The sequence below is a fragment of the Nonomuraea sp. CX421 genome (assembly GCF_059358955.1).
This window is the reverse complement of sequence record NZ_JCADBK010000027.1, coordinates 23,433-44,385: the sequence shown is the minus strand read 5'-3', so window position 1 is coordinate 44,385 and position 20,953 is coordinate 23,433. Positions and strand designations below refer to the sequence as shown.

At 70.2% G+C, this 20,953-nt stretch carries 18 protein-coding genes; 13 read left to right on the top strand and 5 right to left on the bottom strand.

Annotated features, from left to right (window positions below; genetic code table 11):
- The first annotated feature begins 3 nt into the window (after nucleotides 1-3).
- From AC5L3X_RS33145 to AC5L3X_RS33135, 3 genes are all read left to right on the top strand, one after another.
- Nucleotides 4-891 (top strand): hypothetical protein, encoded by an 888-nt coding sequence (locus AC5L3X_RS33145; RefSeq protein WP_494862290.1) that lies wholly within the window; start codon nucleotides 4-6, stop codon nucleotides 889-891.
- Between the two features lie 9 nt (nucleotides 892-900).
- Nucleotides 901-1,860, top strand: coding sequence for a zinc-binding dehydrogenase (locus tag AC5L3X_RS33140; protein WP_189123202.1), 960 nt, complete (start codon nucleotides 901-903; stop codon nucleotides 1,858-1,860).
- Nucleotides 1,861-1,931: 71 nt separating this feature from the next.
- Nucleotides 1,932-2,789, top strand: a complete 858-nt coding sequence (locus AC5L3X_RS33135; RefSeq protein ID WP_494862288.1) for an oxygenase MpaB family protein — start codon at nucleotides 1,932-1,934, stop codon at nucleotides 2,787-2,789.
- A 78-nt stretch (nucleotides 2,790-2,867) separates the two neighbouring features.
- Here the strand turns inward: AC5L3X_RS33135 and AC5L3X_RS33130 are convergent, their stop codons facing one another.
- The 5 genes from AC5L3X_RS33130 to AC5L3X_RS33110 form a co-directional block, all read right to left on the bottom strand.
- Entirely contained in the window at nucleotides 2,868-3,605 is a 738-nt protein-coding gene (locus AC5L3X_RS33130) for a PadR family transcriptional regulator (RefSeq protein WP_494862286.1), read from the bottom strand.
- Nucleotides 3,602-4,405 (bottom strand): DUF4097 family beta strand repeat-containing protein, encoded by an 804-nt coding sequence (locus AC5L3X_RS33125; RefSeq protein WP_494862284.1) that lies wholly within the window; start codon nucleotides 4,403-4,405, stop codon nucleotides 3,602-3,604. Before AC5L3X_RS33125 ends, AC5L3X_RS33130 begins: the two co-directional genes overlap by 4 nt.
- A gap of 159 nt (nucleotides 4,406-4,564) precedes the next feature.
- Nucleotides 4,565-4,741, bottom strand: a complete 177-nt coding sequence (locus tag AC5L3X_RS33120; RefSeq protein WP_358490661.1) for a DUF6104 family protein — start codon at nucleotides 4,739-4,741, stop codon at nucleotides 4,565-4,567.
- Between the two features lie 110 nt (nucleotides 4,742-4,851).
- The gene (locus AC5L3X_RS33115) at nucleotides 4,852-8,514 is read right to left on the bottom strand and encodes a multifunctional oxoglutarate decarboxylase/oxoglutarate dehydrogenase thiamine pyrophosphate-binding subunit/dihydrolipoyllysine-residue succinyltransferase subunit (protein ID WP_494862349.1); all 3,663 of its coding nucleotides are present in this window, start codon (nucleotides 8,512-8,514) and stop codon (nucleotides 4,852-4,854) included.
- Between the two features lie 204 nt (nucleotides 8,515-8,718).
- Nucleotides 8,719-9,363, bottom strand: a complete 645-nt coding sequence (locus AC5L3X_RS33110) for a B3/B4 domain-containing protein (protein WP_494862282.1) — start codon at nucleotides 9,361-9,363, stop codon at nucleotides 8,719-8,721.
- 89 nt (nucleotides 9,364-9,452) lie between these two features.
- Between AC5L3X_RS33110 and AC5L3X_RS33105 the strand changes: the two genes are divergently transcribed.
- From AC5L3X_RS33105 to AC5L3X_RS33060, 10 genes are all read left to right on the top strand, one after another.
- A complete protein-coding gene (locus tag AC5L3X_RS33105; RefSeq protein WP_494862281.1) occupies nucleotides 9,453-10,076 on the top strand; it encodes a helix-turn-helix domain-containing protein in 624 nt (207 codons plus the stop codon).
- Nucleotides 10,073-11,401 carry an MFS transporter gene (locus tag AC5L3X_RS33100; RefSeq protein ID WP_494862279.1) on the top strand — a complete coding sequence of 443 codons (1,329 nt, stop codon included), beginning with the start codon at nucleotides 10,073-10,075 and terminating at the stop codon, nucleotides 11,399-11,401. The genes AC5L3X_RS33105 and AC5L3X_RS33100 overlap by 4 nt, the downstream gene beginning before the upstream one ends.
- 35 nt (nucleotides 11,402-11,436) lie before the next feature.
- Entirely contained in the window at nucleotides 11,437-12,507 is a 1,071-nt protein-coding gene (locus AC5L3X_RS33095; RefSeq protein WP_494862277.1) for an MBL fold metallo-hydrolase, read from the top strand.
- Nucleotides 12,508-12,585: 78 nt separating this feature from the next.
- A complete protein-coding gene (locus AC5L3X_RS33090; protein WP_494862275.1) occupies nucleotides 12,586-13,458 on the top strand; it encodes an SDR family oxidoreductase in 873 nt (290 codons plus the stop codon).
- A 248-nt stretch (nucleotides 13,459-13,706) separates the two neighbouring features.
- Nucleotides 13,707-14,864, top strand: coding sequence for an ROK family transcriptional regulator (locus tag AC5L3X_RS33085; protein ID WP_494862274.1), 1,158 nt, complete (start codon nucleotides 13,707-13,709; stop codon nucleotides 14,862-14,864).
- 31 nt (nucleotides 14,865-14,895) lie between these two features.
- Nucleotides 14,896-16,383 carry a sugar ABC transporter ATP-binding protein gene (locus tag AC5L3X_RS33080; RefSeq protein ID WP_494862272.1) on the top strand — a complete coding sequence of 496 codons (1,488 nt, stop codon included), beginning with the start codon at nucleotides 14,896-14,898 and terminating at the stop codon, nucleotides 16,381-16,383.
- The gene (locus tag AC5L3X_RS33075) at nucleotides 16,383-17,327 is read left to right on the top strand and encodes an ABC transporter permease (RefSeq protein WP_494862271.1); all 945 of its coding nucleotides are present in this window, start codon (nucleotides 16,383-16,385) and stop codon (nucleotides 17,325-17,327) included. Before AC5L3X_RS33080 ends, AC5L3X_RS33075 begins: the two co-directional genes overlap by 1 nt.
- Nucleotides 17,324-18,367, top strand: coding sequence for an ABC transporter substrate-binding protein (locus AC5L3X_RS33070; protein WP_494862270.1), 1,044 nt, complete (start codon nucleotides 17,324-17,326; stop codon nucleotides 18,365-18,367). Before AC5L3X_RS33075 ends, AC5L3X_RS33070 begins: the two co-directional genes overlap by 4 nt.
- A gap of 11 nt (nucleotides 18,368-18,378) precedes the next feature.
- A complete protein-coding gene (locus AC5L3X_RS33065) occupies nucleotides 18,379-19,536 on the top strand; it encodes a Gfo/Idh/MocA family protein (protein WP_494862269.1) in 1,158 nt (385 codons plus the stop codon).
- The gene (locus AC5L3X_RS33060) at nucleotides 19,533-20,537 is read left to right on the top strand and encodes a sugar phosphate isomerase/epimerase family protein (RefSeq protein WP_189123217.1); all 1,005 of its coding nucleotides are present in this window, start codon (nucleotides 19,533-19,535) and stop codon (nucleotides 20,535-20,537) included. Before AC5L3X_RS33065 ends, AC5L3X_RS33060 begins: the two co-directional genes overlap by 4 nt.
- Nucleotides 20,538-20,953 lie beyond the last annotated feature (416 nt).

Genomic DNA, 20,953 nt, shown 5'->3' with positions numbered 1-20,953 from the left:
GTCGTGGCCGATCAGTTCGATGTCATCGAGGTGGGCGAGCGTGGCCGCCGCAGGTGGCTCGGGTTCGTGGTTCTGCTGGCGCTCCTGGCGATCCCGGTCGCCGGCCTGCTCGCCAGCCGCGATCCCGCCCCTCGGCCGCACCCGGGGCTGGAGGCCGTGCCCGACCCCATCCAGTCGCTGCGTACGGTGCGCAACAGCACCCCCAACGTTCTCCACGCGAAGTCCCAGCCCAGGGGCCATGACGAGATCATCCAGGTGGTCTTCCCGCATGGTGTCCGGGCCGAGATCCGTTACCCCGCCCGGCTCGCGCTCGACGAGTTGGGGGCCCGCCCGTTCCAGGGAGCCTGGATCGACGGACAGTACCGCCGGCTTCTGGCGCCCTACGGCGGCGAGGTCGAGGTGTCCAAGGGGGGCGAGCCGATCAGGGAGCTCACCTCCAACGTCTGGTTGTGGCCGCGCCAGCCGGGCAGCGGTTCGTACGGGCAGGTGTTGCTGTTCTCCTTCGGAAAATGGCGGCTGGCGCTCTACGACCAGCCGGACGGGCTGACCTTCGAGCAGCGGATGGCCACGGCCGAGGGGTTGCGCGGCAGGCTCACCAAGGACGGCTACCTCGTGCTGACAGGCGACGGGTCGGTCCGGCTGGCCAAGCCCGGCGAGACCGTGCGGGGCGATCCGGTCGGGCCGCAGCTCTGGTTCGGCGGTGTCATCGGCGACACGGTGCTGTTCACCCCGACGCCCGGCTGCGCCAAGGCGGCGAAGGCGCCGACCCTGATGGAGTGGCGCGGCCGGCCGTCCCAGAGCGTGTGCCGGGGCGACGTGCGGATCACCGCCGCGGGCTCGCCGTCGTTCGTGCAGCAGGCCGTCAAGGGCATCCGGATCACGCTGAAGTAAGGTGCGGCCATGTTCGCCGTAACCGCCACACAGACCGATCCCGACAACCCTCTCGCCGGGCTGACGCTCGGCGAGCACCCGGAGCCGCAGGTCCCTGACGGCTGGACGACCGTCTCGGTGCGGGCGGCCGCACTCAATCACCACGACCTCTGGACCCTCAAGGGTGTCGGCATCAGGCAGGACCGGCTGCCCATCGTGCTCGGCTGCGACGCCGCGGGCGTCGACGAGGACGGCAACGAGGTCATCGTGCACTCGGTGATCGGCAGCGGCGCCGACGAGACGCTCGATCCCAAGCGCACGCTGCTGTCCGAGACGCATGACGGCACGTTCGCCGAGCGGGTCGCCGTGCCGCGCCGCAACCTGGTGCCCAAGCCGGCCGCGCTGACCTTCGAGCAGGCCGCCTGCCTGCCCACGGCCTGGCTGACCGCCTACCGGATGCTGTTCGACAAGGCCGGTCTGCAGCCTGGCGCGACCGTGCTCGTCCAGGGCGCCGGTGGCGGGGTCGCGACCGCGTTGATCGCGCTCGGCCGGGCGGGCGGCTACCGGGTCTGGGCGACCAGCCGGTCGGCGGGCAAGCGCGAACGGGCGCTCAAGCTCGGCGCCGACCAGGTCTTCGAGACGGGCGCGCGGCTGCCCGAGCGGGTCGACGCGGTCATGGAGACGGTCGGCCAGGCCACCTGGGACCACTCGCTCAAGTCGCTCAAGCCCGGCGGGCGCGTCGTGGTGTCCGGTGCCACCAGCGGCGCGGTGCCGCCGGCCGACCTCACCCGGGTCTTCTTCCTCCAGCTCTCGGTCGTCGGCTCCACGATGGGCACCCGTGACCAGCTGCAGCGCCTGGCCGTCTTCCTGGAGCAGACGGGGGTGCGGCCGGCCATCGACCGGACGATGCCGCTGACCGAGGCGCGCGACGGGTTCGCCGCCATGCACGAGGGCGAGCTGTTCGGCAAGATCGTTTTTACTGCCGGATAAGTGAAGGGTTACTTACGCGCCTCCCGGGTGATACAAAAGAGACGAAGTTGTATCACCCGGGAGGCGTCGTCATGGACGTTGAACCGTTCGGCCCAGGCTCGATGCACTGGGAGTCGGCCGGCGAATACCGCAACCTGCTGGTGGCAGGGAGCGCGCTGGTCATCCAGACCATGCACCCCGCCGTCGGCGCGGCCGTCGCCGAGCACTCCACCTACCAGCAGGATCCGTGGGGGCGGCTCAACCGCACGCTCTCCTCGATCCAGAAATGGGTGTACGGCGGAGCGGCCGGGGATGCCGAGGGAGCGCGGCTACGCGAACTGCACAGGCCGATCAGCGGCGTGGACGAGCAGGGCAGGGCCTATCACGCGCTCAACGGCGAGGCGTGGGCCTGGGTGCACCTGTCGCTGTTCGAGCGTTTCATCACGCTCAACCGCTACTTCGGCACGCCGTACACGCGGGAGCAGGAACGCACGCTGTACGAAGAGGCGCGGCGGCTCGGCGCGATCCTGCGGGTGCCGGAGCGGGAGATGCCCGAGGACCTGGCGGCGTACTGGGCGTACTTCGAGGCGATGGTGGCCGACCGGCTGGAACCCCATCCGACCGCGCTGGAGGTGCTCGCCGTCATGCGGGGGACCCCCGCGCCGCCGGGACTGCCGAAGCCGCTGCGCCGGGTCTGGACCCCGGTGGGCGTCGGCTCGGGCGGGTTCAACTACTTCGTGACCGTCGGCACGCTGCCGCCGGCCGTGCGCAAGAAGCTGGGGCTGGACTGGACGGCGCGGGACGAACGGCGGCTGAGGCAGATCGGGCGGGCGGTGGCGGCGCTCACGCCGCGGCTGCCGGAGCGTCTCAGGTACATGCCGATCGCCTATCACGCCCGCCGGACCGCCCGCAGCCGTCAGGGGCTGGAGCGGGCGCTCCGCTCGGCCTGACCCGCCGATCGCTCGGGCTGTCTCGCCGGGCGGTGCGGCGCGCCCGAAGGCTCCGCCTGACCCGCCGGGCGTGACCGGTCAGCGGAGAATGTCGCGGATGCGGGCCGAGGCCTCGTCGAGCACCGTGCGGATCTCGTCGACGGTCTCCCGGGTGAGCCGTGTGTCCGACGCCTCCTCGCGGACCCTGGCCACGAAGTCGGCCAGCAGGCCGCCCAGCTCGGCGTCGAGCGCGGCCCGGTTGGCGGGCGCGCCGCCGACCGTGGCCCAGACCTCGGCCCAGATCCGGCGCCATTCGCCGGTGAGCCGCTCGCCCTCGTTCTGCCACTGAGCCGCGTGCTCGGTCCACTGCCGCTTCTGCTCCTCCTTGAGCCGCCTGAAGTGCGCCTTCTGCTCGTCGCCCAGCCGCGTGCCGTCGTCCCTGGGGCCGACGCGGACGTCCTTGGCCATCTTGGTCAGCTCCTCGCGGAGCGACTTGACCGTGTCGCGCACGTCCTCCTTCACCTCGCGGGCGATGTCGCGTACCGAGGCGGAGATCTCCTGCTCCAGGTCATCGAGCTCGTCAAGGCGCGCGTTGAGCTCGTCGCGGCCCCTGTCGGTGATCGAGAACACCTTCTTGCCGTCGATCACCTCGTGGGTGACCAGCCCCTCCTCCTCCAGGCGGGCCAGACGGGGATAGATGGTGCCGGGGGAGGGCGAGTAGACGCCGAGGAAACGGTCCTGCAGCAGCCGGATGACCTCGTATCCGTGGCGCGGGCTCTCCTCCAGCAGCTTCAGCAGGTACAGCCTGAGGCGGCCGTGACCGAACACCGGGCTCATGCGTTCTCCCCCTTGAGCAGCGCGACCTTGCCGGAGACCGTGGTCGCCGACAGCGACGCCATGCCGCCACCCAGCCGGCCCGACAGCGACTTCGCGCCGGGACCGCTCTCGTCGGACAGTTTGTCGAAGGTGCTGACCAGCCGCCCGGAGGTGGACCTGATGGTCACGTCCGCCTCCACGTCCTCCGGCAGCCTGACCAGGATGTCACCCGAGACGGTGGTCAGGCTCACCCGGCCGGTCGGCCGGAGCAGGAGATCGGCGGTGATCCGTCCGGACACGCTGTTGGCCCGCAGGCGGCGCGGCGTGCCGTCGGCCACGGTGAGGTCGCCCGAGACGCTGTTGAACGCCAGGTCGCCCTCCATCGAGCGGCTCTCGACGTCGCCGGAGACGGTGTTGGCATGCACCGCGCCGCTCACCCCGTCGAGGACGATGCCCCCGGAGACGCCCTTGACCTGCGTGGTGTTCTCGAACCCGGCGACCACGGCGGAGGCGGAGACCACTCCGGCATTGACGGCGCACTGCCTGGGCATGGTGAGCGTCGCGACGGTGCGGCGGCGGTCAGGGCGCAGCCAGCCGAGCAGGCCGTCCCAGGTGAGGTCCTTGAAGGCGACGCTCAGCTCGCCGGTGTCCGGATCGTAGGTGACCATCAGGGGAGAGGCGGAGTCCAGCTCGGTCACCTCCAGGGTCGGCGGGCCCTCACTGGCGAGCACGGCCACCCTGCCGGCGACGATCCGCACGTCCAGCGAGGTGACCGGGCCGAACGTCAGCCGCTCCGGCCCCTCGAGCGTCCACAACTGCATGATTCCTGTCCTCCTGGCGACTTCTCGCGTACAACAACACGATATGTCGCGTTTGGCGAGAACTCAAGATGTATCGCGTTCGCCTCGAGAACTTTCTGCACCGTTTCCTGCGGGGAGAGCCCATTGCGTACGGCAGGGCGGCTGTCCGTGCCGGTCGTGCTACTCGTCCTCGTCGTCGAGCCGGGCCAGCCAGGTGGCCAGCCGCTCGACCGGCGTCTCGAACTCGGGATTGAGGTCGACGAACTCGCGCAGCCGCTCGCTCAGCCAGAGCAGGCTGACCTCCTCCTCGCCGCGCCGCGTGGCGAGCTCCTCGATCCCCCGATCGGTGAAGTACATGGTGTTTCTCCTGCCTCGTTCCCCGGTCGCGCGCGGGGGCCCCTGCGCACGGCACGTGGCGTGGTGAGCAGTGAGCCCCCGCCGAAGGGGCGGGGGCTCACCAGGTGGGATCAGCCGAACAGCTGGTGGGTGATCTCCTGGAGCTCGTTGTCATGAGTGGAGTGCGAACCCGTCGCGGGCGAGCTGTTGGCCGCCCGGGAGACACGGCTCAGCGGGCGACCGCCGAGCAGCTGCGGGTCCTCCGCCAGCTTGAGCGTGAGGTAGGGCCACGGGCCCATGTTGATCGGCTCGTCCTGCGCCCAGACCAACTTGGCCTGCGAATCGTAGCGACCCAGCTCGGCCGTGAGCTCGTCGGCCGGGAACGGGTAGAGCCGCTCCAGCCGGACGATCGCGACGTCGTCGCGCTCCGCCTGCTCGCGCCCGGCCAGCAGGTCGTAGTAGATCTTGCCGGAGCAGAGCACCACCTTGGTGACCTTGGCCGGGTCGATCGTGGTGTCGCTCAGCACCGGCTGGAAGGTGCCGGTGGTGAAGTCGGCCGCGTCGGACGTCGCCCGCTTGTGGCGGAGCAGCGACTTGGGCGTGAAGATCACCAACGGCTTGTGCCGGCCCGACTCGACCTGCCAGCGCAGCAGGTGGAAGTAGTTGGCCGGGGTGGTGGGCTGCGCGACCGTCATGTTGTCGAGCGCGCAGACCTGCAGGAACCGCTCGATGCGGGCCGAGGAGTGGTCGGGACCCTGACCCTCGTAGCCGTGCGGCAGCAGCATCACGACGCCGGACTTCTGGCCCCACTTCTGCTCACCGGACGAGATGAACTCGTCGATGATCGTCTGGGCGCCGTTGACGAAGTCGCCGAACTGCGCCTCCCAGGCCACCAGGGCATCGGGACGTACGACGCTGTAGCCGTACTCGAAGCCGAGCGCCGCGAACTCGCTGAGCAGCGAGTCGTAGACGTAGAACTTCGTGGTGCCCTGGTTGAAGGTCTTGAGCGGGGTGTGCTCCGCGCCGGTCATCCGGTCGACCAGCACCGCGTGGCGCTGGGTGAACGTGCCCCGCCGGGAGTCCTGCCCGACCAGGCGGACCGGGTGGCCGTCGATGAGCAGCGAGCCGAACGCCAGCGTCTCACCCATGGCCCAGTCGATCGTGCCATGCTCCACCATCTGGCCACGCCGCTGGAGCACCGGCGCGAGGCGCGGATGCGGGGTGAAGCCCTCGGGCAGGTTGAGCTGGGTGTCGACGATGCGCTTGAGCGTCTCGTCGCTGATCGCGGTGGGTGTGTCGGCGTGCGACCACTTGACGACCTCGGCCGGCGGCACGCGCATCGCGCCCGCCTCCAGCGGCTTCCTGGTCGCCTCGCGGGTCTCGGTGAACGCCTGCTCCAGCTTGGCCTGGTAGTCGCGCAGCGCCTGCTCGGCCTCCTCGACCGTGATGTCGCCCCGGCCGATCAGCGCCTCGGTGTAGAGCTTGCGGGTCGAGCGCTTGGCGTCGATCAGGTCGTACATCAGCGGCTGGGTGAAGGCCGGGTTGTCGCCCTCGTTGTGACCGCGGCGGCGGTAGCAGATGAGGTCGATCACCACGTCCTTGCGGAACGCCTGGCGGTATTCGTAGGCCAGCTCGCCCACGCGGACCACGGCCTCCGGGTCGTCGCCGTTGACGTGGAAGATCGGCGCCTGGATCATCCGCGCGACGTCGGTGGCGTAGACCGAGGAGCGGGACGACGCCGGCGACGTCGTGAACCCGACCTGGTTGTTGACCACCACGTGCACGGTGCCGCCGGTGCGGTAGCCGCGCAGCTGCGACAGGTTGAGCGTCTCGGCCACGACGCCCTGGCCGGCGAAGGCCGCGTCGCCGTGGACGAGGACCGGCAGGACCGTGAAGCCCTCCTCGCCGCGCTCCAAAAGGTCCTGCTTGGCCCGGACGACGCCTTCGAGCACCGGGTCGACCGCCTCCAGATGGGACGGGTTGGCGACCACCGAGGCGGTGATCGTCTTGCCGCTGGGGGCGGTGAACGTGCCCGACGCGCCGAGGTGGTATTTCACGTCACCGGAGCCGTGCGCGGTGCGCGGGTCGATGTTGCCCTCGAACTCGCCGAAGATCTGCCCGTAGGACTTGCCCACGATGTTGGCCAGCACGTTGAGCCGGCCGCGGTGGGCCATGCCGATGACGACCTCATCGAGGTCCTCGTCGGCGGCGTCGCTGATCACCGAGTCGAGCAGCGGGATCAGGGACTCGCCGCCCTCCAGCGAGAAGCGCTTCTGGCCGACGAACTTGGTCTGCAGGAACGTCTCGAACGCCTCGGCGGTGTTGAGCCGGCTGAGGATGTTGAGCTGCTCGTCGCGGGCCGGAGAGGTGTGCGGCTTCTCCACTCGGGCCTGGATCCAGGCCCGCTCCTCGGGGTTCTGGATGTGCATGTACTCGATGCCGACCGTGCGGCAGTAGGAGTCGCGCAGCACGCCCAGGATCTCGCGGAGCTTCATCAGCGGACGCCCGCCGAAGCCGCCGGTGGCGAACTCGCGCTCGAGGTCCCACAGCGTCAGCCCGTGCGACTGGATGTCGAGGTCGGGGTGCTTGCGCTGCTTGTACTCGAGCGGGTCGGTCTCGGCCATGAGGTGGCCACGCACCCGGTAGGCGTGGATCAGCTCGATGACCCGGGCCGACTTGGCCACGTCGTCGTCGTGCGAGGCGGAGATGTCCTGGACCCAGCGGACCGGCTCGTAGGGGATCCGCAGGGCTTCGAAGATCTCGTCGTAGAAGCCGTCCTCGCCGAGCAGCAACCGGTGGACCGTGCGCAGGAAGTCGCCCGACTGCGCGCCCTGGATGATCCGGTGGTCGTAGGTGCTGGTCAGCGTGATGACCTTGGAAACGGCCAGCCGGGAGAGCGTGTCGGGGGACGCGCCCTGGTATTCGGCCGGGTATTCCATCGCGCCGACGCCGATGATCGTGCCCTGGCCGGGCATCAGGCGGGGCACGGAGTGGACGGTGCCGATCGTGCCGGGGTTGGTGAGGGAGATCGTGGTGCCGGTGAAGTCGTCGACCCCGAGCTTGCCCGCGCGCGCCTTGCGGACCACCTCTTCGTACGCCATCCAGAACTGCCGGAAGTCCATCTCCTCGGCGGCCTTGATGGACGGCACGAGGAGCTGGCGGTCACCGTTGCTCTTCTGTACGTCGATGGCCAGGCCCAGAGCGACGTGCTCGGGCTTGACCAGGGTCGGCTTGCCGTCGACCTCGGCGTAGGAGTAGTTCATCTCCGGCATCGACCTCAACGCCTTGACCACGGCGTAGCCGATCAGGTGCGTGAAGGAGACCTTGCCGCCGCGACCCCGCTTGAGGTGATTGTTGATCACGATGCGGTTGTCGACGAGCAGCTTGGCGGGGATGGCGCGGACGCTGGTCGCGCTGGGGATGACAAGTGAGGCGTCCATGTTGGCGGCTGTGCGGGCCGCGGCACCGCGCAGCTTGACCTCTTCGGCGCCCTTGGGCACCGGCGTGGCCGGCTGCTTCGGCTTCACAACGGGGGCCGGGGCGGCCGCCGCCTTGGGCGGGGGAGCCGCCTTCGGTGGCGCCGGGGGAGGAGGCGCGGTCGTGGTGCCGTTTGCCGCCTCCCTGGCCGGGGCCCGGCCCGGTCCATAGTCAGGGTTGTAGTCAGCGAAGAAATTCCACCAGGCCTTGTCAACAGACTCGGGGTCCTGGAGGTACTTCTGGTACAGCTCGTCGACAAGCCATTCGTTCTGACCAAAGCTTGCCAGCGGGTTTGTCCGCGACGACTCAGACGACACGGCGGAAATCGCCCTCTTCCGCAGATCGGCGTTGATGATAGAGAACTTGTCCAAGGTTACTCGTCCTGGCAGCCGGCGCGCGCAGCAGAGGCCGCGCCGCCACGACTGATCCTCTCAGGAGGTTCACGAGAGGTCACGTCTCCCTAGTCAGTCCAGGCGGTGTCGTCATTATTACCTTTTGGTATCAACAACTCGACGGGGGGTTTATCTTCCTCCGGACAGCAATCTGGTATGGACCCGCACTTCGGGGGATAGTTCGGACAGTAGGTCGCCCAGTTCCTCGCCGGCCGTCTTCAACTCCTCCATCGTCATGGGCTCCAGCCGCTCCAGGATGAACAGCGCGTTGACCGTCTCCTCGGTGAGCCGGGTGCGCGCCACCTGACGCCAGTTCCACCTGCGGCAGGTGACGCCGGTGTCGTCGCGCCAGATCACCTCGCCGGGCTCGGGCCGTCCGAGCGCCTCCTCGGACTCCTCGTCGCCCGCCGCCCTGACCAGCCGCGCCGGACCGGAGTAGTGGTCGAGGTCCTCGCCGCCGATCGGCAGGGCGTGCTTCACGCTGATCGAGTTGTAGGCGTCGACGACCTGGTTGATCTCCGGCAGCGGCAGGCGGCGGGTGAGCGCGTCGACCGACGGGCGGGTGCGGGAGGGCTTGGCGCCGAACGCGCGGTAGGCATCGCGCCACGCCTCGATCTTGTCCGGCTGGGCGGGACGCGTCGAGGCGTCGGCCAGCCAGGCGCGGGATCGGTCGTCGCTGGGCCCGTTGCGCAGGCCGTGGGCCGTGACGAGGAGCGCCGCGAAGTCGGGACGCAGCGCGAAGACGGCCTCGTCCACCCAGATGTCGTCAAGCATGCCGCCGATTTTACGAGCACGGCCTCACGGGTACGGCATACCGCAAAATACTCTTTGCAAAATTGCCTTTGCGGTCTACGCTCCAGAGCATGGAAGAGTCGTACGAGATCAGTGACCCGAGGGTGCTCAAGGTGGTGGCCCATCCGCTGCGGGTGCGGCTGCTCGGGCTGCTGCGCGGCGACGGCCCCGCGACGGCGAGCGAGCTCGGGCGCGTCGTCGGTGAGAGCTCCGGCTCCACCAGCTACCACCTGCGCGAGCTGGCCAAGTACAGGTTCATCGAGGAGGACCCGGCGCGGCGTGACGGCAGGGAGCGCCGCTGGCGTGCCCGCCATCGCTACACCTCCTGGGACGACCTGCGCATGTCGGCCACACCTGAGGGGGCCGAAGCGGTCCGGATCATGCACCGGCGCCAGGTCGAGGCGCTCGCCCGCGCGGTCGAGGAGTATGACGGGACCGACTGGCCCGACGAGTGGGTCGAGGTCGCCGGGCTCAGCGACCACCTCGTGTCCCTACCGCCCGCCGGGCTGCGCGAGCTGGTGAAGCGGGTTGACGACCTGGTGCGCGAAGTCGCCGAGCGTCACGCCGGCGCCCCGGATGCCGCCCCGGTCCACCTCTGGGCCGGGGGCTTTCCTCGAGCGGCCTCCCAAGACCTCCCGGGCGCGGCCGATGGTGGTTCTTCGCGTACGGCCCGCAGGAGAGGGGACGGGCGATGACCGCTCGGTCCGTGTTGCGGCGTTACCTGGTGGTCAGCTTTCTGACCTGGTTACCTGTCGGCCTGACGATGGCGGTCATGGTGCTGCTCATGACCTCCCGAGGGCTGAGCCTCGCCCAGGTCGGCCTGGTCACCACGGTGTTCTCGGCCGTCACGATCGCGCTGGAGCTGCCGACGGGCGGGCTGGCGGACGTCGTCGGGCGGCGGATTGTGCTCGCCCTGTCGGCCGCCTTCACCGTGGCGGCGCTGGTGATGATGGCGGTGTCCACCACCGTGTGGATGTTCCTGGTGACGGGAGTGCTGAAGGGGGTGGCCCGCGCTCTGTCGAGCGGGCCCGCCACCTCTTGGTACGTCGACACGCTGCACGACGTTGAGGGGCGTGACGCCGATCTCAAGCCGGGGCTGGCGCGGGGCGGCGCCATGGAGTCGGCGGCACTCTGCCTGGGGGTGCTGGCGGGCGGCTTCGCGCCGCTGCTGCTGGGGCCGGGCGGCCCGATCCCCTCGCCGGCCGAGCCGCTGCTGCGGCCGGCTGGCCCGATCCCTCCGCTGGCTGTGCCGCCCCTGCTGGGCGCGGTGGCCGCGGGTGTGCTGCTGGTCGTGGTCGTGCTCGCCATGCCCGAGCCGTCACACGCGCGCCGCTCGCTCGGCGGCGTGCTGCGTGAGGTGCCGCGGACCGTGGCCGGGGGCCTGCGGATGGTCGTTCACGGCGCGTTGCTGCGCCGTCTGATGCTGGCCGCCGCGGCTTCGGGGGTCGCGCTCACCGCCGTCGAGTTGCTCACTCCGGGCCGGCTGGCCGAGCTGGCGGGCACGGCCGAGCTCGGCGGCGCCGCCTACGCCGTCGTGGCCGCGCTCGGGTTCGCCGGGAGCGCGGCGGGCAGCTCGATCGCTCCCTGGGCGGCCCGGGTCGCGGGCGGCTCGGCGCGCGGGGCGGCGGCGGGCGTCGTGCTCACCGCGCTCTCGATCGGCGGCCTCGCGGCCACGGCCGGGCTGGACGGCGTGGCCGGGCTGGCGACGGCCGGGCTGGCCTACGTGGTCATGTTCGCCGGGCTCTCGGTGGCCGGGATGCTCTGCCTGGAGCTGACCCACACCGCGGTCACCGCCGCCCAGCGCAACACGGTCACCTCGACCAGCTCGCTGTCGCTCCAGGCCGGCGCGGGCCTGTCCAACGTGGGGTTCGGCGCGCTCGCCACCCAGGCGGGCTCGGCCGCCGCCTGGTCCGTGGCCGCCGCTCTGGTGCTCGTCTCCGCCCTGCTGTTCGTCCGCATGCCCGCCTTCGGCCCGCGAGAGAGCGCCCCCGCCCCGCTCGGCGCGGGGCGACCCCAGTAGAACGTGGTTCTGGGAACACGGGCACAATCAGGGGCATGGCGAAGTTTGTGGTGACCCCATCCAACGAGGCGCAGCGGGCGGCGTGGCTCGGCGGCACGATCCCGGAGGTGGAGCGGGTCCGGCCCGGACTGTGGTCGATCCCGGTGCCGATCCCGATCAACCCGTTGCGGTACGTGCTCGTGTACGCGCTGGAGCTGGCCGACGGCGTGGCGATCATCGACGCCGGGTGGGACACCGACGAGGCCTACTCGGCCCTGGTCGCCGGACTGGGCGCCGCCGGCTACGCCATCACCGACGTCAAGGGCGTCCTGGTCACGCACATCCACCCCGACCACTACGGCCTGGCCGGGCGGGTCCGGGAGGCGTCGGGCGCCTGGATCGCGCTGCACCCCGCCGACGCGAGTCTCCTGCACGAGCGCTACGACGAGAGCGCCATCGACTCGCTGGTGCGCAAGGAGCGGGCGCTGCTCGACCGGTGCGGCGTGCCCGCCCCCACGCTGGACGAGTTGGCGGGGGCGTCCATGATGATCAGGCACATGGTCGCGATGGCCAAGCCCGACCGGCTGGTCGAGGACGGCGAGGAGCTGGGCCTGCCCGGCTGGGACCTGCGGGCGATCTGGACGCCCGGACACTCGCCGGGCCACCTCTGCTTCGTGTCGCCGTCCCGCAAGGTGCTGTTCTCCGGTGACCACGTGCTGGCGAAGATCACGCCCATCGTGGCCGTGCACCCGCAGTCCTCGCCGAACCCGCTGGCCGACTACCTCGACTCGCTGGCCGTCGTGGGCAAGCTCGACGTGGACGAGGTGCTGCCCGCGCACGAGTTCCGGTTCCTGGAGCTGGGCGAACGGGTCGACTACGTGATCAGCCACCACGACGAGCGGCTGGCCGAGATCGAGGGCGTGGTCGGCGCCGCCGACGGGATCAGCTGCTGGGACATCGCCACCCGGCTGACCTGGTCGCGCCCCTGGGAGACGATCCCGGCGTTCATGCGCCGCTCGGCCAACAACGAGACGCTGGCCCACCTGGTCTGGCTGGAGGCCCGGGGGCAGGTACGCCGCGTCACCGGTGAGCCGGACCTGTGGTTCGCCGCCTACGGCCGATTCTGACGCGAGGCTCGGCCGGTCACGGCCCGTTCGGGATATCGTGCTCGTACTAGAACGATGTTCTCCTGTGTTGGAGGTTCGATGCTTCGGTTCGATGACAGAGTCGCGATCGTCACGGGGGCGGGCCACGGCCTGGGCAGGTCGCACGCGCTCCTGCTGGCCGAACGGGGGGCGAAGGTCGTCGTCAACGACCTGGGCGGCGCGCTCGACGGCACCGGCGCCTCCACGGGTCCGGCCGCCGAGGTGGTCGAGCTCATCACCAAGAACGGCGGCCAGGCCGTCGCCAACACCGACAACGTCGCCACCCCCGAGGGCGCCAGGGCGATCGTCCAGGCCGCGGTCGACGCGTTCGGCCGGATCGACATCGTCATCAACAACGCGGGCATCCTGCGCGACAGGTCGTTCGGCAAGATGACGCCCGAGGACTTCGACAGCGTGCTCGCGGTGCACGTACGCGGCTCCTACCTGGTCAGCCAGGCCGCCTACCCGTACATGAAGGAGGCCGGTTACGGCCGCGTGGTCAACACCTCCAGCCCGGCCGGCCTGTTCGGCAACTTCGGCCAGGCCAACTACTCCACGGCCAAGATGGGCCTGGTCGGCCTGACCAAGACGATCGGCATCGAGGGGGCCCGCAACGGCATCAGGGCCAACGCCATCGCGCCGATCGCCTGGACCCGGATGACCGAGGCGCTGCTGCCGGCCGAGTTCGAGGCGAAGTTCACGCCCGAGCGGGTCAGCGCGCTGGTCGCCTACCTGGTGCACGAGTCGTGCGAGGCGAGCGGCGAGGTGTTCACTGTCGGCGGCGGCCGGGTGGCGCGGGTGTTCGTGGCCGAGGGGCCCGGCTGGAAGACCGACGACCTCACGCCGGAGGCGCTCGCGGACAACTGGGACGCGGTCATGGCCGAGCAGCCCTACGTGCTCACGGCGGGCGACTCGATGAAGGCGATGCTCTAGCGGCTCCTATCGCTCCAAGGGCTCGTGTCGCTTCGGCGGCTACGTCGCTCGACGACTCTCACCTCGGCGGTGGGGACCTCTCCGGGTAAGGAGGGGACCCCACCGCTTCGTTTTCGTGGCCTGAAGGGTGTCCCAGGGCGAGCTTTCGGGCAGAAGAATCAAGCTTTGTTCGATCACTGGCGGAAGTCGGCCAAGTTCGGGTGGTTCTCACTCTTGATTTGCCGCATTTGTGATCTTATTGTCGCGGCATGACCCCCATCCCGGGCTCCCCGGGCGATGTCCTGACACTGATCAGCGCGGGCACCGCGACGACCCGGTCCGATCTGGCCCGGCTCACCGGCCTGGCCCGCTCCACGATCTCCCAGCGCGTCGACGCGCTCATCGAGCGCGGCCTCGTCGAGGAGACCGAGAGCGGCGAGTCCACCGGTGGCCGCCCGCCGCGCCACCTCCGCCTGCAGACCGAGGACCACGTGTTCGGCGGCGTCGACCTGGGCGCCACCCACTGCCGGATCGTGCTGATGGACCTGTCCGGCGAGGTGCTGGCCGAGTGCGAGGACCCGCTGCTGGTGGCCGAGGGGCCCGAGATCGTGCTGGCCCATGTCGACGACCGGCTCGGCCGCCTGCTGAGCGTGGCGGGCCGGCCCCGCACGGCGCTCAGGGCGCTGGGCATGGGGGTGCCGGGGCCGGTCGAGTTCGCCACGGGCCGGCCCAACAACCCGCCGATCATGCCCGGCTGGAACGACTATCCGATCCCCGAGCACTTCGCGGACTGCGCCGTGCTCGTCGACAACGACGTGAACGTGATGGCGCTCGGAGAGCAGCGCAACGCGTTCCCCGACACCCGCCACCTGCTGTTCGTCAAGGTCGGCACCGGCATCGGCTGCGGCATCGTGGCCGAGGGCGGGCTGCACCGCGGCGCGCAGGGCTCGGCGGGCGACATCGGCCACATCCGGGTGTCCGGCCACGAGGACGCGGGCTGCCGGTGCGGCAACAGCGCCTGTCTCGAGGCCGTCGCCGGAGGCGCCGCCGTCGCGCGCCGGCTCACCGAGCTGGGCGTGCCCGCCGAGACGGGCGCCGACGTGGTCGCGCTCGTACAGGCGGGCAGCACCCAGGCGCTGCGGCTGGTCAGGGAGGCCGGCCGGCTCATCGGCGAGGTGCTCGCCGGTCTGGTCAACTTCTTCAACCCCGAGGTCATCGTCATCGGCGGCGCCCTGTCGCGGGTCCACGAGCACCTGCTCGCGGGCATCAGGGAGACCGTCTACCGCAGGTCGCTGCCGCTGGCCACCCACCACCTGTCGATCGTGCCGAGCCGTACCGGGATCAACGCCGCCGCGCTGGGCGCCGGGATCCTGGCGATTGAGCACTACCTGTCACCCGACAACATCAACCGCATCGTCAACGCCTAGCTCGACTGGAACGCCTACCAGGGAGACCTCGATGCTGGTCATGAGGGGAATCGTCAAGCAGTTCCCCGGCGTGCGCGCACTGGACGGGGTGGACCTCGACGTCCGGGCCGGAGAGGTGCACTGCCTGCTCGGCCAGAACGGCGCCGGGAAGTCCACGCTCATCAAGGTGCTGGCCGGAGTCCACCGGCCCGACGAGGGCACGATCGAGTTCAACGGCGCGCCGGTGAGCCCCGGCAGCCCCAACGACGCCATCCGGCTCGGCTTCGCCACCATCTACCAGGAGCTGGACCTGGTCGACGGGCTCAGCGTGGCCGAGAACATCTTCCTCGGCCACGAGCACGCCCGCCTCGGCTTCGTACGCCGGGCCGCCGGCAACCGGGCCGCCCGCGAGGTGCTGGCCCGGCTCGGCCACCCCGAGATCCGGCCGTCGGCCGAGGTGGGGCGGCTGTCGCCGGCCGCCAAGCAGGTGGTGTCGATGGCCCGCGCGCTGTCGCACGACGCCCGGCTGATCATCATGGACGAGCCGTCGGCCGCGCTCGCCCATGACGAGGTCGCCAACCTGTTCCGCATCATCCGCGAGCTGACCGCCCAGGGCGTGGCCGTGGTCTACATCTCCCACCGGCTGGAGGAGATCCGCGAGATCGGCGACCGGGTCACGGTGCTCAAGGACGGCCGCACGGTCGCGGTCGGCCTGCCCGCTCGTGACACGCCGACCTCCCAGATCGTCTCGCTGATGACCGGCCGCAACGTCGAGTACGTCTTCCCGCCCCGCGCCTCGCGCCGCCCCGGCGACGAGGTGCTGCGGGTCGAGGATTTGACCTCGCCCGGCGCGTTCGCCGGGGTGACGCTCTCGGTGCGGGCGGGCGAGATCGTCGGCCTGGCCGGGCTGGTCGGCTCCGGCCGCTCGGAGATCCTGGAGGCCGTGTACGGCGCGCGCCCCGCGACCGGCCAGGTGGTGCTGGCCGGAGAGCGATTACGGCGCGGCGGTGTGGTCCGCGCGGTGCGCCGGGGCATGGGCCTGGCCCCCGAGGAACGCAAGGCCCAGGCGCTGCTGCTCGATCAGAGCGTGACCGCCAACATCACGCTGGGCAGCCTGCCGGAGTTCGCCCGGTTCGGCTGGGTCGACCGCGCCCGGGAGCGGGCTGAGGCCGCCCGGCTGGTCGAGGCGCTCGACATCCGGCCGCCCGTCCCCGAACGCCCGATCAAGACCCTGTCCGGCGGCAACCAGCAGAAGGCCGTGCTGGCCCGCTGGCTGCTCGGCGGGCGCAAGCTGCTGCTGCTCGACGAGCCGACCCGGGGCGTGGACGTCGGCGCCCGGGCCGATCTCTACGCGGTGATCCGCGGCCTGGCCGAGCAGGGGATCGGCGTGCTGCTCGTGTCCAGCGAGGTGCCGGAGGTGCTCGGCCTGGCCGACCGCGTCCTGGTGCTGCGCGAGGGGAGCGTCATCCACCAGGGCGCCGCCGAAGACCTCGACGAGCACCGCGTGCTCGACATGATCATGGAGGGGAGGGCCGCCTGATGAGCCGGTTGGGCCAGATGCGGCATTTAGGCCTGTTCGTAGCGATCGGCCTGCTGGTGATCGTCGGCCTGATCACCAAACCGGACAACTTCGCCACCACGTCCAACGTGGTCAGCATGCTGTCGCTGGCCGCCACGATCGGCGTGATCACGGTCGGCGCCACGTTCGTGATCATCGGCGGTGGCATCGACCTGTCGGTGGGCGCCATCATGGCCCTCGCCTCGGTCTGGGCGACGACCCTGGCCACGCAGGAGTTCGGGCCGTTCGTCATGGCGGTCTGCGCGATCCTGGTCGGCACGGGCGCGGGCCTGGTCAACGGGCTGCTCGTCGCCTACGGGCGGCTGGTGCCGTTCATCGCCACGCTGGCCATGCTCGTCGCCGCCCGCGGCCTGGCCCAGCGGATGTCCGACCGCAAGACCCAGCTCATCCAGACCGGCAACTCCGCCCTCGTGGAGCTGTCGACCACGCGGCTGCTCGGCATCCCGCTGCTCGTCTACGTCTTCGCGCTGGTCGTGGTGCTCGGCTGGATCCTGCTCAACCGCACGACGTTCGGCCGTCGCACCTACGCGGTCGGCGGCAACCCCGAGGCGGCCCGGCTCGCCGGCATCGACGTGCGCAGGCACACCATGCTGTTGTACGCGCTGTCGGGCCTGTGCTGCGGCATCGCCGCGATCCTCATCATGGCGCGCACCACGACCGGCTCGTCCACCCACGGCGACCTGTACGAGCTCGACGCCATCGCGGCCGTCATCATCGGCGGCACCCTGCTCACCGGCGGCCGGGGCACGATCATCGGCTCCATCCTCGGCCTGCTCATCTTCACGCTCATCACCAACCTGTTCATCCTCAACGGTCTCAACACCAGTGACCAGCTCATCGCCAAGGGCCTGATCATCGTCGTCGCCGTCCTCCTCCAGCGGCGGAACCTTAAGGAGATTCGATGACCGAGAACGTCGCGCGCAGAGGTTTCCTCGTCGGCGGAGCCGTCCTGTTAGCCACGGGCTGCACCAGCAATGAGCCGGCCGCCGCCCCGACCAGCGCCGCCGCGCCGGCCCCGGCGGCGAGCGGCAACGACCAGCCCGGCACGAAGGTGGTGATCGGCTTCTCCGCCCCGGCGGCCGACCACGGCTGGATCGCGGCCATCGCCAAGAACGCCGAGGCCACCGCGAAGCAGTACACAGACGTCGAGTTCCGGCCCGTCGACCCGACGAACGACATCAACCAGCAGATCTCCGCCGTCGAGTCGCTGATCGCGGCCAAGGTGGCCGCGCTGGTGATCCTGCCCAACGACGGCCAGCAGCTCAACCAGGTCGCCCTGCAGGCCACCGACGCGGGTATCCCGGTGATCAACCTCGATCGTGTCTTCCCCGACAAGCTGGCCTACCGGACCTGGATCGGCGGCGACAACTACGGCATGGGCGTGGCCGCCGGCCACTACATCGGCGCCAAGCTCAAGGAGAAGGGCGTCTCCAATCCGGTCATCCTGGAGATCCAGGGCATCGCCACCCTGCCGCTGACGCAGGACCGCAGCAAGGGTTTCGCCGACGCGCTCAAGACGTACGGCTTAAGCGTCACCGCCAAGCAGGACGCCAAGTTCACCGTCGAGACCGGCAACCAGGTGGCGGCCGGCCTGCTGCAGGCCCACAAGAAGATCGACGCGCTCTGGAACCACGACGACGACCAGGGCGTCGGCGTGCTGGCCGCGATCAAGGAGGCGAACCGGAGCGAGTTCGTCATGGTCGGCGGCGCGGGCTCGCTGAACGCGATGAAGGAGATCCAGTCGGGCAGCTCGGTGCTGGAGGCGACGGTCACCTACAGCCCCACGATGGCCTCCTCGGCGATCAAACTCGCCCGTCTGATCGCCCAGGGGAAGGGCATGAGTGACCTCGTGGAGAACCAAGTTCCGCAGTCGATCACCCTTGCGTCCGAGACCATCACCAAGGAGAACGTAGAGAAGTACCTGCCGCTCGGCTTCGAATCCTGATCGGGGGCCGCATGTCAGAAAGAACCACCGTCGGCGTGGGCATGGTGGGCTACGCGTTCATGGGCCGGGTCCACTCCCAGGCCTGGCGCAACGCGGGGGCCTTCTTCGACCTGCCGCTGGCGCCGCGGATGGCGGTGCTGGCCGGCAGGTCGAAGGAGCGCACGTCGGCCGCCGCCGCCCGCCTCGGCTGGGCCGACGTCGAGACCGACTGGAGAGAGCTGGTCCGGCGCGACGACGTGCAGATCGTCGACATCTGCACCCCGGGCGACTCCCACGCCGAGATCGCCATCGCGGCGCTGCGCGCCGGCAAGCACGTGCTCTGCGAGAAGCCGCTGGCCAACACCGTCGCCGAGGCCGAGGCCATGGTCGAGGCGGCGGCCGGGGCGCCGGGCCGGGCCATGGTCGCGTTCAACTACCGGCGGGTCCCCGCGATCGCGCTGGCCCGCCGGCTGGTCGAGGAGGGCCGGCTCGGCGAGATCCGGCACGTACGCGCCCAGTACCTGCAGGACTGGATCGTCGACCCCGAGTTCCCCCTCGTGTGGCGGCTGCAGAAGGACAAGGCGGGGTCGGGCGCGCTCGGCGACATAGGGGCGCACATCATCGACACCGCCGAGTTCGTCACCGGCCAGCACGTGGTGGGCGTCTCGGCGCTGACCGAGACGTTCGTGAAGGAACGCCCGCTGCCGGAGTCGTCGGCCGGGTTGAGCGGCTCGGGCGGCGGCTCGGCCACGGGCCCGGTCACGGTCGACGACGCGGCGCTGTTCATCGGGCGGCTCTCCGGCGGGGCGCTGGCCTCCTTCGAGGCCACCCGGTTCGCCACCGGCCGCAAGAACGCGCTGCGCATCGAGATCAACGGCTCGCTCGGCAGCCTCGCCTTCGACTTCGAGGCGATGAACGAGCTGTGGGTCAGCGAGGGAGGCGGTGGCTTCACCCGGATCCTCGTCACCGAGCCCGACCACCCGTACGTGGGCGCCTGGTGGCCGCCGGGGCACGGCCTCGGTTACGAGCACACCTTCACCCACGAGATCAAGGACTTCCTGGAGGCGATCGCCGAGGGCGCCGACCCGTCACCGTCGTTCGCCGACGGGCTGCGGGTGCAGCGGGTGCTCGCGGCGGTCGAGCGCAGCGCGGCTGACTCCAGCCGCTACACAGTCGTGGAGGAGACATGAGACCGGTCACGTTGTTCACCGGCCAGTGGGCCGACCTGCCGTTCGAGGAGGTGTGCCGGCTGGCGGCCGAGTGGGGCTACGACGGCCTGGAGATCGCCTGCTCGGGCGACCACTTCGACGTGGCGCAGGCCGTGGCCGACCCGTCGTACGTCGAGCGGAAGCACGCCCAGCTCGACAAGCACGGCCTCAAGGTGTGGACCATCTCCAACCACCTGGTGGGCCAGGCCGTCTGCGACCACCCCATAGACGAGCGGCACCGGGCCATCCTCCCGGCGCGCATCTGGGGGTCGGGCGATCCCGAGTCCGTGCGCCAGGCCGCGGCCGAGGACATGAAGGACACCGCGCGGGCCGCGGCCCTGCTGGGCGTCGACACCGTCGTGGGTTTCACCGGCTCGTCGATCTGGCACACGGTGGCCATGTTCCCGCCGGTGCCCGCGTCGATGGTGGAGGCCGGCTACCAGGACTTCGCCGACCGGTGGAACCCGATCCTCGACGTGTTCGACGAGGTGGGCGTGCGGTTCGCGCACGAGATCCACCCGAGCGAGATCGCCTACGACTACGTGACCACGCAGCGCACCCTGGAGGCGATCGGCCACCGACCGGCCTTCGGCCTCAACTGGGACCCGTCGCACATGGTCTGGCAGGACCTGGACCCGGTGGCGTTCATCCTCGACTTCGCCGACCGGATCTACCACGTCGACTGCAAGGACACCCGGGTGCGGGTCGGCGACGGCCGCCGCGGACGGCTGTCCTCGCACCTGCCGTGGGCCGACCTGCGGCGCGGCTGGGACTTCGTGTCCACCGGCCGGGGCGACGTGCCGTGGGAGGACTGCTTCCGGGCGCTCAACTCGATCGGCTACACGGGCCCGATCTCCATCGAGTGGGAGGACGCGGGCATGGACCGGCTCGACGGGGCCAGGGAGGCGCTCGGCTTCATCCGCAAGCTCAACTCCATCACCCCGCCGACCACCGCGTTCGACGCCGCCTTCTCCACCACCTGATCCCGGGGCCTCCCTGCGTGTAGCAATATGTCCGGATTCTGTGACATGGCGCGTTGAGGGGCTGGTGGAGGGGCTGTGCCGCCGTGATTTATGTACGAATTTCGTGACATAAGTTTGTCGCCGACTGCAGTGAGGCAATCGACGACCATTCTGTCTGGCTTATGTCCCGATTTTGTGACATAGCCGACCGATGGCGATAAAGGGGTGTTTATGCAGGTCAGTGGCCCTATCGGCTAGGCAAGGTAAGGCTGGTTACCTGACTGTTACGACCGACTGTTGTCGGTCGTAACTCTTTGTCCGATATTCTCCGATTCGCTAGTCATCCTCGCGTCAAGTGGTTTTCCACTGACGTGAAGGTGGCTTTTCTGCTGTGAGGGCTGTCTTCCCGGCGTGGCCTCGGCCCTCGTTCAGCGCGA